General features: G+C 45.9%; 11 protein-coding genes. 8 read left to right on the forward strand and 3 right to left on the reverse strand.

The annotated features are described in order from the left end of the window. Positions 1-35: 35 nt before the first annotated feature. A complete protein-coding gene (gene katG, locus VA249_RS16525) occupies positions 36-2216 on the reverse strand; it encodes a catalase/peroxidase HPI (RefSeq protein ID WP_221071715.1) in 2181 nt (726 codons plus the stop codon). Between the two features lie 196 nt (positions 2217-2412). Here katG and VA249_RS16530 point away from each other — a divergent pair, with 196 nt between their 5' ends. From VA249_RS16530 to VA249_RS16545, 4 genes are all read left to right on the forward strand, one after another. After that, entirely contained in the window at positions 2413-3579 is a 1167-nt protein-coding gene (locus tag VA249_RS16530) for an HlyD family secretion protein (RefSeq protein WP_221071716.1), read from the forward strand. Beyond that, positions 3569-4570: a DUF2955 domain-containing protein gene (locus tag VA249_RS16535; protein WP_221071717.1), complete on the forward strand. Its 1002-nt coding sequence runs from the start codon at positions 3569-3571 to the stop codon at positions 4568-4570. The genes VA249_RS16530 and VA249_RS16535 overlap by 11 nt, the downstream gene beginning before the upstream one ends. A gap of 120 nt (positions 4571-4690) precedes the next feature. Continuing rightward, the gene (locus VA249_RS16540) at positions 4691-5953 is read left to right on the forward strand and encodes a metal-dependent hydrolase family protein (protein WP_221071718.1); all 1263 of its coding nucleotides are present in this window, start codon (positions 4691-4693) and stop codon (positions 5951-5953) included. 155 nt (positions 5954-6108) lie between these two features. Further along, positions 6109-7539: a pyridoxal phosphate-dependent decarboxylase family protein gene (locus VA249_RS16545; RefSeq protein ID WP_221071719.1), complete on the forward strand. Its 1431-nt coding sequence runs from the start codon at positions 6109-6111 to the stop codon at positions 7537-7539. Between the two features lie 106 nt (positions 7540-7645). On the opposite strand, the gene VA249_RS16550 is transcribed toward VA249_RS16545, so the two are convergent. Both VA249_RS16550 and VA249_RS16555 read right to left on the reverse strand, forming a co-directional pair. Next, complete coding sequence (locus tag VA249_RS16550) at positions 7646-7807, reverse strand: hypothetical protein (RefSeq protein ID WP_221071725.1); 162 nt, start codon at positions 7805-7807, stop codon at positions 7646-7648. A 337-nt stretch (positions 7808-8144) separates the two neighbouring features. Beyond that, positions 8145-8465, reverse strand: coding sequence for a hypothetical protein (locus VA249_RS16555; RefSeq protein WP_128812748.1), 321 nt, complete (start codon positions 8463-8465; stop codon positions 8145-8147). Positions 8466-8950: 485 nt separating this feature from the next. Here VA249_RS16555 and betI point away from each other — a divergent pair, with 485 nt between their 5' ends. From betI to VA249_RS16575, 4 genes are read left to right on the forward strand one after another with little or no spacing between them, the layout of a single operon-like run. Continuing rightward, on the forward strand, positions 8951-9550 hold the full coding sequence (betI, locus tag VA249_RS16560) for a transcriptional regulator BetI (protein WP_221071727.1): 600 nt from the start codon (positions 8951-8953) through the stop codon (positions 9548-9550). A 16-nt stretch (positions 9551-9566) separates the two neighbouring features. Continuing rightward, on the forward strand, positions 9567-11027 hold the full coding sequence (gene betB / locus VA249_RS16565; protein ID WP_221071729.1) for a betaine-aldehyde dehydrogenase: 1461 nt from the start codon (positions 9567-9569) through the stop codon (positions 11025-11027). A 19-nt stretch (positions 11028-11046) separates the two neighbouring features. Further along, complete coding sequence (betA, locus tag VA249_RS16570) at positions 11047-12756, forward strand: choline dehydrogenase (protein WP_221071731.1); 1710 nt, start codon at positions 11047-11049, stop codon at positions 12754-12756. A gap of 42 nt (positions 12757-12798) precedes the next feature. Then, entirely contained in the window at positions 12799-13737 is a 939-nt protein-coding gene (locus VA249_RS16575; protein ID WP_038880762.1) for a choline ABC transporter substrate-binding protein, read from the forward strand. Positions 13738-13749 lie beyond the last annotated feature (12 nt).

A 13749-nucleotide genomic window follows, 5' to 3' on the forward strand; every position in this document is an offset into this window, starting at 1 on the left:
GCTTTTTTATTGGGTGAGTTTAATTTCAGTATGAACTATAAATCAAAACGATCTGCATTCATCACTTTTACCCAAGCGGCAACAAAGTCTTTTACGAACTTCTCTTTGCTGTCATCTTGAGCGTAAACTTCAGCGTATGAGCGCAATATGGAGTTGGAACCCAATACCAAATCTACCCGTGTGGCTGTCCATTTTGTTTGTCCAGATTGTCGGTCACGGATGTCGTATTCATTGTCGCCCGTTGGGTGCCATGAGTAATTCATGTCAGTGAGGTTAACGAAAAAATCGTTCGTTAACGCACCCACATTGTCCGTTAACACGCCGTGTGAAGTGTTACCATAGTTTGTTCCCATCACACGCATACCACCAATCAGTACCGTCATTTCGACGGCAGTCAGTTGCATTAATTGGCTTCGCTCTAGCAAGAGTTCTTCAGCGCTGACGACGTAATCCGATTTTAGCCAATTACGGAAACCATCATGAATAGGTTCGAGTACATCAAATGAATCTGCATCTGTCATTTCGTCGCTGGCATCACCGCGTCCTTGGCTAAATGGTACTGTAATGTTTAAGCCAGCGTTAGACGCAGCTTTCTCGATACCAACGCTACCCGCTAATACGATTAAATCTGCCATGCTAATCGGAGAGTGATGAGCAGAACGGATAGTCTCGAGTGTTGCTAAAACGCTACTTAGCCTTTCTGGCTCGTTACCTATCCAGTCTTTTTGAGGTGCCAGACGGATACGAGCGCCATTTGCACCGCCTCGACGATCAGACCCTCGATACGTGCGAGCACTGTCCCATGCTGTTGACACTAGATCGCTTATAGAGAGGTTACTATTAAGAATATCGAGTTTAAGTGCGTCGATGTTCTCTTCGGTCAGATGATAAGAAGCGGGCGGAACCGGGTCTTGCCATATGAGATCTTCTGTTGGGACATCATGGCCTAAATAACGAGATTTCGGACCTAAATCGCGATGAGTGAGCTTAAACCATGCGCGAGCGAAAGTGTCTTCGAAGTACTTAGGGTCGTCGCGAAAACGTTCTGCAATTTTTCGATACTCAGGATCGAACTTAAGGGCCATATCCGCATCAGTCATCATAGGGTTGCGGCGAATAGTTGGGTCTTCTACATCAACAGGCATGTCTTCTTCTTTGATGTTTACCGGCTCCCATTGTGCAGCGCCAGCTGGGCTTTTTGTCACCCACCAATCGTAAGTAAAGAGCAAATGAAAGTAACCGTTGTCCCATTTTGTTGGGTTGGTTGTCCATGCTCCCTCTACGCCACTCGTAACCGTATCGCGGCCGATACCACGTGACGTTTTGTTTAGCCAGCCAAAACCTTGGTCTTCGATTTCTGCTCCCTCGGGTTCAGGGCCAAGTACAGATGCATCCCCGTTACCATGCGCTTTGCCGACGGTGTGCCCGCCAGCGGTTAGGGCGACGGTCTCTTCGTCATTCATTGCCATGCGTGCAAAGGTGATTCGCATATCATGCGCTGTTTTAATGGGATCGGGTTTGCCGTCTACCCCCTCAGGATTCACGTAAATCAAGCCCATCATTACGGCTGCAAGCGGGTTTTCTAGATCGCGCTCGCCAGAATAGCGATTATTCTCTCCGCCGCTTGGTTGAAGCCACTCTTTTTCGGCTCCCCAATAAATGTCTTTTTCTGGATGCCAAATGTCTTCTCGTCCGCCTGCGAAACCAAAGGTTTTAAAGCCCATCGATTCATAGGCCATATTGCCAGCAAGGATGATCAAATCTGCCCATGAGATTTTGTTACCGTATTTCTTTTTGATTGGCCAGAGTAGGCGACGTGCTTTATCAAGGTTGCCATTGTCGGGCCAACTATTGATTGGTGCAAAGCGTTGATTCGCGCGACTGGCCCCACCTCGTCCATCGGCAATGCGATATGTTCCTGCGGAATGCCATGCCATACGAATCATTAAGCCACCATAATGTCCCCAATCTGCTGGCCACCAATCTTGGCTATCGGTCATCAGAGCGATCAGATCTTTTTTTACCTCGTTGAGGTCGAGAGAGCTAAACGCTTCCGCATAATTGAAGCCAGAATCCATTGGATCGGTCTTTTTGTCATGCTGATGAAGGATGTCAAGATTGAGAGTTTTAGGCCACCAATTGAACTCCGCAGATTGTTGGTTGGTATTCGCGCCATGCATTACCGGACACTTGGAATGAGTGCTCTTATCGCTCATGTTTTGCTTCCTAACTGAGTGAGTGTCCTCAAAGTGTAGTAACGGGTTGCAAGTTTTTCTCTCGAGTTTATTTTTGATTGTCGCTAAATGGCAATTATGCAGTGTAACAGCGAGGTATTTTCCATCCTAAACAACGCTATCTGATGTGCGGAAGCACAGGTAAAGCAAGGTAGCCGACAATGAAATGGGGTGGACGATGGCGCAACAAAATAGTGAAACCAACAATGTTTCGATAAACAAAAGTTCGACAAATAATGAATCGGATAAAAAGAAATCGACGAATAGTGAACAACTTCAACCCAGAGTGAACAAAGTCAGGCTATTTACTAATGCGGTATTTCTTTTGGTTTTGGCTTCTATTGTCATTTACATTGCTGCAGATCGCGTTGTTCCCTCAACGGATAATGTACGTGTTGAGGGCAATATCGTTTCTTTAATTCCTCAGGTCTCAGGCCAAGTCGCGAGCATCCATGTACAACCAAACAGCCAAGTTCAGAAAGGCGACGTGTTAATTAAGATTGCTTCCGAAGATTATGAAATTGCCGTCAAACAAGCAGAAATGCAGCTGGAGCTTGCTGGTCAGCAGGTTGGGGGACAGATGGCAAATGTTTTGTCTGCTCAAGCGCAGTTAACGACGGCACTTGTCTCGCAGGAAAATGCTAAGCGTCAAGGGCAACGCGTTTTGGTTATGGCCGAAAAAGGTGTGGTGTCAAAATCAGATGCCGATCAAACTCGCGCTGCAATAGAGAAAGCGGACGCTGATGTGCTTAACGCAAGAGCAAACCTTGAGAAAGCAAAAACTCAGGTAGGCGCAACAGGGGAAGAAAACGCGCAGATTCAAGCCGCATTATTAACGTTACAGAAAGCACAGTTGGATTTGGAGAGAACCGTGATTCGTGCGCCATCCGATGGTGCGGTAACCAACTTCAATTTATCAGCCGGTGCGTATGCGGCAGAGGGAAGACCGTTAATGACATTCGTTGAAAAAGACAGTTTGTGGATAGAAGCGTTCTTCCGAGAAAACAGTATGGGGCGCATTCAAGCAGGTGACAGAGTCGACGTTGCATTGGATTTTGCACCAGGCGAAACCTTTGACGGGGTTGTGAGTTCGGTTGATCTTGGTGTTGCTTGGGGTGCTAATCACCAGCCAGGTACGTTAGCCAGTGTTCAAAACCAAAATGGCTGGCTGCGTGATACGCAACGTATGCCGGTGATTGTCCAAATAACGGATCCTAGCGCCTTGAACATGATGAGAATTGGTGGTCAAGCGGATGTGATTGTTTATACAGGAGGGAATAAGGTTTTCAATTGGCTAGGTAACGTTTGGATTCACTTGGTAAGTTGGTTCTCTTATGTTCGATAAAATGACGCCCACTCAAGAAAAGCGAGTTTTGCGGTATATTTTAGCGGTGGGGTTCGCGACGTTTTTGGCGGTTTGGTTTAATTGGCCTCTGGCATTTTGTGCCCCCTTGTTTACTGCGAAGTTTATTGTTGATAAACCAAGTTTTCACATGATGCATGTGAAGCAACTGTTGTTCGCCTTGTTATCGACCGGGGTGATTGGTCTGTTAGTGTCTACTGGATTGCCAAATTACAAAGTGCCATTTTTGTTGGTGCTGTCTGCTGGTTTGATGTGGGGTTACTACCTATTTACAGACGCTAAGTGGACCATGTTTGCAACGTTTTTAATCATTGAGTTGGTGTTGATTCCTGCACTGACCATCATTGATAAGCAAGCGGCACTGGATGTGGCTGGTGGATTTGCTTTCTCGGGCACATTAGCGGTCGCCTTGTATGCATTGTCTCATGTGTACTTCCCTGAAGAGCGTTCAGAATTTCAGGGTTTTCCACCCTCACCGCTACCTGATGACGTTCGGTGGCAAGCTTCACTGAGAGCATTAGTGATTTCTTTTCCGCTCCTTTGTTTATTTTTCTTCTTCCAACTGTCTCATGTTTTATTGACGGTTGCGTTTGTTGCCTTACTTGCCTTTATGACAACGGGTGAAAAAGCCAAGAAAACGACGCTGTTTTTTGTTATCAGCAACCTAATCGGCGGCATAGTGGCGTTTATCGTTTTCTTTATTATGTCACTGGTTCCTAATATGTATTTCTACATGCTGGTGATGTTACTGGTCATCTCACTCTTCGGAACGTTCATTTATGTATATCCGGAAAAAGCGCCAATTTTTGCCACGGCATTCACGGGTTTTACTGTGTTGATGGGGACGTCGATGACAACGGGAGGGTTAGACGACAAATTCTTTGCACGAATCTTTCAGCTTATTTTGGTTGTTGCTTATATGGTGTTCATGGCGTATTTCCTGGAAAGTCGTCAACAAAAGCATGCCGGATAAAACAAAAGTGAGTTTTTAGCCCAGATGATCACAGTGTCGCAAAATGGCAATTAAATCAGCAAGGCTCTGGCTAAACTGGCTCCATCAGTTAAGCGAAACAACCTTACCGAGGAAAGCGAAATGAAAAAACTCATCATCAACGCAAATGTTTTTAATGGCACTGACGACAAATTGATTGAGAACGTATCGGTTCTCATTGAAGACAATCTGATTACTCAAATTGGTGACATTGACCCAGCCATCGCGGACGAAATCATTGATGCTAACGGCGGTACGGTTATGCCAGGATTGATTGATGCGCATGTACACATCACGTTATCTGCGCCATTTAATGTGGTTGATACCATGACTCGTGAAGAAGTCGCGATTCGCTCAGCAAAAATTTCTGAAGAGATGCTGATGCGTGGATTTACGACCGTTCGTGACGTTGCGGGTAATACGCTTGGTTTGAAGAAAAGTATCGATAATGGCTATGCAAAAGGACCTCGTATTCTTCCATCAATGGCGGCAATTTCGCAAACCAGCGGCCATTCAGATTACCGTCAAAACCAAGCTCAAGAACGTTTAGCAAACGGACATGAAGACTCACCGATGATGAAATTGGGTGCGATGAAAGTGGCCGATGGTCGTGCTGAAGTATTGAAAGCGGTTCGCGAGCAACTCTTTATGGGGGCTTCTCAGATCAAGATCATGGCAGGTGGCGGTGCATCTTCAACCTTTGACCCACTCGATACATTGCAATACACATTGGATGAGATGAAAGCGGCAGTTGAAGCAGCTAGTGATTACGGTACTTACGTGGCTGCGCATATTCATACAGCAGATGCGATGCGAAGAGCCGCTGAGGCTGGCGTGATGTCATTCGAGCACGCGACCATCATGGATGACGATATTGCTAAAACGATCAAAGAAAAAGGAATTTGGGTGATTCCATCTTACTTTACTTCGTCTTTGATTGCAGAACGTAAGATCCCACTGCCGAATGAAGAAACTTACCGTAAAACGGAGCGCGTAGGTAAGGCGATGTTCAAGTCTGCAGAGTTAATCAAAAAGTACGATATTCAAAATTTGGCATTTGGTACCGATTGTGTGGGTGAAACAAACGTTCATGCAACACAATTGAATGAACTGGGTGCCATTGAAACTACGTTCGACACGATTACCGCTCTGCGCATGGTGACATCGAATTGTGGTCGTCTATTTGAAATGTCAACGTATCAACACCCTTACCAAGAAGGTAAATTGGGACAAATCGTTGAGGGGGCTTATGCTGACCTGTTGATTGTTGATGGTAACCCACTAGCAGGCGTTGAGTGTGTCGCGAACACGGAAACACAGAAACTCATCATGAAAGATGGTGTGGTATATAAAAACACACTATAAATCGTGACTTTGGTTATTAACGGTACTCTTTGAGTGCCGTTTTTTTATGCGTAAAAAAGCCCGAAGAACACTAAGTTTATCTGTCGTGAAATGGCAATTAATTTTGCTTATAGACGGTATATTAGATCTAACTTCCGACAACAGAGAGAAACATTATGTCTCATCATTTCAAAGACTACCGACCTTTACTAGAACGCTCACTAGAGCACGCGACGGCTTATCTAGAGTCACTAGGTGAGCGCCCAGTCGATAAAGAAACGACCTCTCAGCAGCTAAGAGAGTTAATTGGCGGTGCGCTACCAAGTGGGGCGAGTGAACCAGAAAAAGTCATTGATGATATGGTGAATGCATTGGATGCAGGCTTGATTGCATCAGGTGGCCCTCGCTTTTTTGGCTATGCGATTGGCGGCACGTTCCCAGCATCGCTAGCGGCAGATTGGTTAGTAAGCGCATGGGACCAGAATGTTCCATATTATGTGTCTAGCCCGGCAATGGCGGTTGCAGAAGAAACAGCAGCAGAATGGATGGTTGAGCTACTTGGTCTCACGGAAGGATCAGCAGTTGGCTTTACCTCCGGGGCACAAGAAGCGATTTATACCTCTCTCATCACTGCACGAAATTCACTGCTTGAAAAAGCAGATTGGGATGTAGCGACAAAAGGTTTGTATGGCGCACCGCGAATTAATGTGGTGGTGAGTGATCAAATTCACTCAACCATTAAGCGCGCCCTTTCTATGATTGGGCTTGGCGTGGATTGTATCTACAAAGTGCCGACTGACAAAAACCTGCGTTTGATCCCGTCAGAGCTTAATCGAGTCCTATCTGATTGTAATGGCCCTACGTTAGTGTGTGCACAAGCAGGTTGTATTGATTCAGGTGCATTTGACCCGTTTGATGAAATTGCAGATGCGGTTGCTGCTCATGAAAATGCGTGGCTTCACGTTGATGGTGCAATTGGTCTTTGGGCTGCGGCGAGTGATAGCCAGAAACATCTATTGAAAGGTATTGAACGAGCAGATTCAATCGATACCGATGGTCATAAGTGGTTTAACATGCCTTACGATTGCGGCATGGTGATTGTTAAAGATCCTGCAAAAATTACCACTGCGATGGGCGGTAGTAATATGGGTGACTACTTGAATGATGCGATGGAAAAACCCGATCGAAATGCGATCAATTTTGGTATTGCTGCATCACGTCGCGCTCGAGGTCTACCTGTGTATGCTGCGTTTAAGTCATTAGGTAAAGAGGGCATTGTTGCGCATTTAGATAATTGCGTAGCATTAGCAAAACGCATGGCGGATAAGTTAGCACAAGTAGAAGGGATTACGATTCTTAATGATGTGGTGTCCAATCGCTTTTCTGCTCAATTCGGTATTGGCGACGATGAATACCGTAACGAACTCACGGCGCGTGTTGTGCATCGTTTACAACAAGAGGGTTTCTTATACCCATCAACATCGGGTTACAAAGGCCTAAAAACCATGTTGTTCTCGGTACTTAATTATCACACATCGGAAGAAGACATTGATCAATCAGCCGATAAGATTATTGATGCTTACAACATTGAACGAGCACTAATGTAATCGCAACTATTATATTGGTATTAATAGAAAAACCGCGCTTTTGATAGCGCGGTTTTTGTTGGTAATCATATACAGAAATACGTTAGGAAGTCCTATCTCTCAACATTCATGCCATTACATAACGATAAGTTTTAACGGTTAACCAGCGACAGCCTTTGAACAATACTTTGATGGTTTTGAATGCGAATTTGCTGATCGTTACCAAGAGTTCGCCAGCGACGATTAAGCAAGTATGCAAGTCAGTATGTTTGAAATCGGAGTAAGTCATTTTCATCTCTTCTCATATTGATTAAGTGGAAGACTCCTGTCTCTTTATGCATACCTTGCGTCTGTGGATACATAGTAGGAATTTGTGGTATTGCAGACTTACCATTTGGCGCCAATGTCTCTAGAAAACATACAAATTGAATATGATTGAAATGACGTTGCCATTTGTTGTGGGAATGTATTGAAGTGATACGTGTGTTCAGTGCTGTCACGTGTATTGAATCCAGGCGGACTACCTGTTGAGGTGAGTAGCGTGAGTTTTAAAGCAAAAAAAGCCATCACTAAATGTGATGGCTTGGTAGAGAGGTAAGTAAGGAAATGTTAGTTAATATAACGACTTAGTACTTAACAAAAAGCATTTTTCTTAGGCTGTTACAACGGGATTTATCCAACTTATCACCTAAATATTCACCGTCTTCTGCTGCTTTCTTCATGATGAGTGCTTTCGCTCGATCACCGCTATCTAAATGGTCATATTCTTCGTAGGTTTTTAATTTTAGTAAGCGATATTTTGACTTATCTTTGCCCGACGCAACGTGGTCGTAACAATAACTCATCGCCCCTGCATTTGCGCCAACTTTACTGGCATCTGTGATGGCATAGGCGTTAAAACCGATTGTGCTTGTTAACAAAATCAAAAGGGCATTACGTGCTTTCATTTTCGTTCCTAATTCAACAAATCTTAGGAACACAATACAGGGAGGTGATAAGGAAAAATTGCCATTAAGCGACATTTGCATCACAACCTTTATACAAAAAACGGCACGCTTGGCCAGATTGATTAAGAGATGGAAACTGCTAGCAGAACTCATGGACTCACACACTATTAAGTCATGTTGTGCAGCAATACACTTTTAGCAGTAACTATTGTCTTGTTGTATGTATGGCGCGCAAAACAATGCTGCTAAATAGTGTTTTGAAATGACGGAATTTAACTATTTATCTGTTTTTGTTTAATTTTTATTTATAATTCAGCTTCTTTTTTCATGAAGTTATGGAGTTTGAGAGGACCAAAATAACATCCGTTAAGCATAATATCTGACGGTTTTGATTCTAGAATACAGAAAATTAATTTGAGTTCGAACTAAATTTAAGGCATTTTATATTTAACTAACCGTTCAATTAAAAATAACAAGGATGCAAAATGCCCAAGGTTGGGATGCCTGAAATCAGAAAACCGCAGCTAGTCAAAGCGACGATGTCGGTCATCGACAGAGTTGGTTTGCACGCCGCGAGTATCTCGTTGATCAGCAAAGAAGCAGGGGTATCAACGGGGATCATTAATCACTATTTCGGTGGTAAGCACGGCCTGTTAGAAGAGACCATGCGTGAAATCCTGCGCCAGCTTTCTGCCACCATCAAAGAGAACTTAAGCCAGCTGCCAGCTGATGCGCATCATCAACGTATTAACGCCATCATCGACGGCAACTTTGTGGGTTTCCAAGCCGAGAACCAAGTGGCAAAAACTTGGTTGGCGTTCTGGTCGTACTCCATGCATGACGCACAGCTCAAACGTCTGCAACGAGTGAATGAACGACGACTCCTTTCTCATCTAAAAAAAGAATTAAAAGCTTTGCTGGATCAAGACCAAGCAGAGCTTGTAGCGCATGGTATTGCGTCACTGATTGATGGCATTTGGCTGCGCGGAACGCTCAACCCGCAAGGCATCGATGCCGAGAAAGCACGCGTCATCATCAACGACTATCTCGACAAACAACACACGTTCTACTCAAAACAAAAATAAAGAGTCAAATCTTCAAATGGATATGAAAGCACACTACATCGATGGTGCCATGCACCTAGGATGCTCAGAAGAACACTTCACTACATACAATCCTGCCAATGGTGAGCCGCTTGCGAATGTGAAGCAGGCTAACCAGCAAGATATGCAAGCGGCAATTGAATCCGCCAAGCGCGGTTTTGCGATTTGGTCTGCCATGACGGCGACAGAACGCAGTCGTATCCTGCTTAAAGCGGTGGCGCTACTCCGTGAAAGAAACGACGAGCTGGCAGCATTAGAAGTCGCGGATACGGGCAAACCAATCCAAGAAGCGAATTGCGTAGACATTGCAACGGGCGCTGATGTGATCGAATACTACGCAGGTCTTGCGCCTAGCATGCATGGCGAACAGCAACCGCTGAATGAATCCCAGTTTTTCTACACTCGCCGCGAACCTCTGGGTATTTGTGCAGGCATTGGTGCGTGGAACTACCCAATTCAAATCGCGATGTGGAAATCTGCCCCTGCGCTTGCTGCGGGTAATGCGATGATCTTTAAACCATCAGAAGAAACTCCGTTAACCGCACTCAAACTAGCAGAAATCTACAGCGAAGCGGGATTGCCAGATGGCGTGTTCAACGTTATTCAAGGTGATTACCGAGTAGGGCAAATGCTCACCGCACATCCAGACATCGCTAAAGTCTCTTTCACGGGTGAATCCGGTACGGGCAAAGTCGTGATGGGTGACAGCGCCAATACGCTGAAGCAAGTCACTATGGAACTTGGCGGCAAATCGCCAATGATCATTTTTGATGATGCCAAGCTAGACGATGCGGTTTCTGCTGCAATGGTCGCGAACTTCTACACCCAAGGTGAGGTTTGTACGCACGGTACGCGCGTGTTCGTTCATGAAGGTATTTATGATGAGTTTGTCGCTCAACTTAAGAAACGTACCGAACTGCTGGTGGTTGGCGATCCGCTTGATGAGCAAACTCAAATTGGCGCGCTAATTTCCAAAGAACACGAATCAAAAGTTCTTTCCGCAATTGAGCAAGCGAAAGCAAGCAAAGCAACGTTGCTGACTGGTGGCTACAAAGTCACAGAGAACGGTTTGGCGAGTGGTAATTTTGTTGTGCCAACGGTTTTCATTGATTGCGAAGACGACATGCCGCATGTGCAGCAAGAGATTTTTGGTCCCGTAATGTCAGTGCTTAAGTTCAGTGACGAAGACGAAGTGATTGCACGTGCTAACAACACAGATTACGGGCTTGCGGCTGGCGTGTTTACGCAAAACCTCTCTCGTGCACACCGCGTCATTCATCAAATTCAAGCAGGCATTTGTTGGATTAATACGTGGGGCGATTCCCCAGCTGAAATGCCCGTTGGCGGTTACAAACTGTCTGGCATTGGACGTGAAAACGGCGTTGAAACCCTTAAGCATTACACCCAAACCAAGAGCGTGCTAGTGCATTTGGGTGATTTCGACAGCCCTTACGTCTAATCAGTCAGGAGGACTTGTAATGCAACAACACTACGATTACATCATCGTCGGTGCTGGCTCGGCAGGCTGTGTTTTGGCGGATCGCCTGAGTGAAAGCGGTCAGCACCAAGTATTGCTGCTAGAAGCGGGTGGCTCAGACAAGAGCATCTTCATTCAAATGCCAACGGCGCTGTCATACCCAATGAACACTGAAAAGTACGCATGGCAGTTTGAAACTGTAGCGGAAGATGGATTGGACGGACGCCAACTGCATTGTCCACGCGGCAAAGTGTTAGGCGGAAGCTCTTCGATCAACGGCATGGTTTACGTTCGTGGTCATGCATGTGACTTTGACGAATGGGAAGCAGAAGGCGCGAAAGGCTGGAACTACCAAGCGTGTTTGCCGTACTTCCGTAAAGCGGAAACGTGGACAGGCGGCGCAGACCAATACCGTGGCGACAGTGGTCCTGTTGGGACGTGTAACGGCAACGACATGAAGTTGAACCCACTTTACCAAGCGTTTATCGATGCGGGCAAAGATGCGGGCTACCCAGAAACACAAGATTACAACGGTTATCAGCAGGAGGGCTTCGGTCCGATGCACATGACGGTAGATAAAGGCGTGCGCGCTTCTACCTCTAACGCTTACTTAAGCCGTGCAAAAAAACGCAGTAACTTTACCTTGAAGAAAGGCGTAACGGCTCACCGTATTTTGCTTGAAGGTAAAAAAGCGGTTGGAATTGAGTTCGAGCAATCCGGCAAGATCAAACAGTGCCTTGCTAGCAAAGAAGTGGTGTCGAGCGCAGGTTCTATCGGCTCGGTACAACTGCTGCAACTTTCGGGTATTGGTCCTAAGACTGTGCTTGAAAAAGCGGGCATCGAAGTGAAACACGCACTTGAAGGTGTGGGTAAGAACTTGCAAGACCACCTTGAAGTGTATTTCCAGTATCACTGCAAACAGCCGATCACGCTTAACAGCAAGCTAGGTTTGATCAGCAAAGGTTTGATTGGTACGGAATGGATTCTAACGCGCAAAGGTCTGGGGGCGACCAACCACTTTGAATCGTGTGCGTTCATACGTTCTCGTGAAGGCTTGAAATCGCCAAACATTCAATATCACTTCCTACCAGCAGCAATGCGTTATGACGGACGCGCGGCATTTGATGGTCACGGCTTCCAAGTGCATGTTGGTCCAAACAAGCCAGAGAGCCGCGGCAGCGTTGAAGTGGTTTCTGCCAACCCAAATGACAAGCCAAAAATCGAGTTCAACTACATCTCGACGAAACAAGATAAGCAGGATTGGCGAGACTGTATTCGTCTAACGCGTGAAATCCTCAATCAACCTGCAATGGATGCGTTCCGTGGTGAAGAGATTCAACCGGGTCTGAACATCAGCAGCGATGAAGCGATTGATGAATGGGTGAAGCAAAATGTAGAAAGTGCTTACCACCCATCGTGTAGCTGCAAAATGGGCTCGAACGATGACCCAATGGCAGTTCTGAATGAAGCCTGCCAAGTGCGCGGCATTGAAGGCTTGCGCGTAGTGGATTCATCCATCTTCCCAACGATTCCGAATGGCAACTTAAACGCCCCAACCATCATGGTCGCAGAGCGTGCCGCAGACATGATCTTGGGGAACGTACTCGAAGAATCGAATGACACACCGGTTTGGATTGCTCCGAACTGGCAAGAGACGCAAAGAATGCGTCCGCCGAAAAGAGACTTAAGCTCGATTTCTTCCATCGCTTAATAACTCAAAGAAAAGTCAGTAATCATTACAAGGAATTTAAACATGTCTACGATGACAAAAATCTTTTCATCTATCGCGCTGAGTGTAGTAGCGACAGGTGCTTACGCTAACCAATGTGAAACTGTTCGATTTGCCGATGTAGGCTGGACAGACATTACTGCAACCACAGCGGTTACCTCTGAACTGCTCAAAGGCTTGGGCTACAAAACCAAGACCGATCTGCTGTCTGTACCTGTGACGTACTCTTCAATGGCAAATGGCGACATTGACGTATTCCTAGGTAACTGGATGCCAACCATGGAAGGCGATATTGCCAAATACCGTGAAGCAGGCACAGTGGAAACCGTTCGCGCAAACCTAGAGGGCGCGAAATACACACTAGCTGTGCCAAAGTACGTATATGACGCAGGCGTGAAAAGCTTTGCTGACTTGGCAAAACATGCCGACAAATTTAAAGACCGCATCTACGGCATTGAACCGGGTAACGATGGTAACCGCCTTATCCAAGATATGATCGACAGCGATGCATTTGGCTTGAAAGACTTCAGCCTAGTGGAATCAAGCGAAGCGGGCATGGTGTCTCAAGTGTCTCGTGCCGTGCGTCGTAACCAATGGATCGTTTACCTAGGTTGGGCTCCGCACCCAATGAACAGCAATGTGGAGATGGAATACCTATCGGGTGGTGACGACTTCTTTGGTCCTAACTACGGCGGTGCAAATGTTTACACCAACGTGCGCCAAGACTACCTATCTGAGTGTCAAAATGTGGGTCAACTGCTTAAGAATCTAGAGTTCAGCCTAGAGATGGAAAACCAGTTGATGGAAGCGATTCTTAACCAAAAACAGAAGCCAGCGAAAGCAGCACAAGAGTGGTTGAATGCTAACCCACAACAATTTGAAGCGTGGCTAGAAGGCGTCAAGACGCTGGACGGCAAAGACGCAAAACAAGCGATTACTTCTTACCTAAAAACAAACGCTTAATCATTCCTCTCT

Origin of the sequence: Vibrio alfacsensis, assembly GCF_019670485.1 — a bacterium.
GTDB classification, from domain to species: domain Bacteria; phylum Pseudomonadota; class Gammaproteobacteria; order Enterobacterales; family Vibrionaceae; genus Vibrio; species Vibrio alfacsensis.

Excerpts from the sequence above, each read along its gene's own strand:
- VA249_RS16545 (WP_221071719.1), top strand. The coding sequence starts at position 6,109 with ATGTCTCATCATTTCAAAGACTACCGACCTTTACTAGAACGCTCACTA.
- VA249_RS16540 (WP_221071718.1), top strand. The coding sequence starts at position 4,691 with ATGAAAAAACTCATCATCAACGCAAATGTTTTTAATGGCACTGACGAC.
- VA249_RS16535 (WP_221071717.1), top strand. The coding sequence starts at position 3,569 with ATGTTCGATAAAATGACGCCCACTCAAGAAAAGCGAGTTTTGCGGTAT.
- betB (WP_221071729.1), top strand. The coding sequence starts at position 9,567 with ATGGATATGAAAGCACACTACATCGATGGTGCCATGCACCTAGGATGC.
- VA249_RS16530 (WP_221071716.1), top strand. The coding sequence starts at position 2,413 with ATGGCGCAACAAAATAGTGAAACCAACAATGTTTCGATAAACAAAAGT.
- VA249_RS16575 (WP_038880762.1), top strand. The coding sequence starts at position 12,799 with ATGTCTACGATGACAAAAATCTTTTCATCTATCGCGCTGAGTGTAGTA.
- VA249_RS16550 (WP_221071725.1), bottom strand. The coding sequence starts at position 7,807 with ATGACTTACTCCGATTTCAAACATACTGACTTGCATACTTGCTTAATC.
- betI (WP_221071727.1), top strand. The coding sequence starts at position 8,951 with ATGCCCAAGGTTGGGATGCCTGAAATCAGAAAACCGCAGCTAGTCAAA.
- betA (WP_221071731.1), top strand. The coding sequence starts at position 11,047 with ATGCAACAACACTACGATTACATCATCGTCGGTGCTGGCTCGGCAGGC.
- katG (WP_221071715.1), bottom strand. The coding sequence starts at position 2,216 with ATGAGCGATAAGAGCACTCATTCCAAGTGTCCGGTAATGCATGGCGCG.
- VA249_RS16555 (WP_128812748.1), bottom strand. The coding sequence starts at position 8,465 with ATGAAAGCACGTAATGCCCTTTTGATTTTGTTAACAAGCACAATCGGT.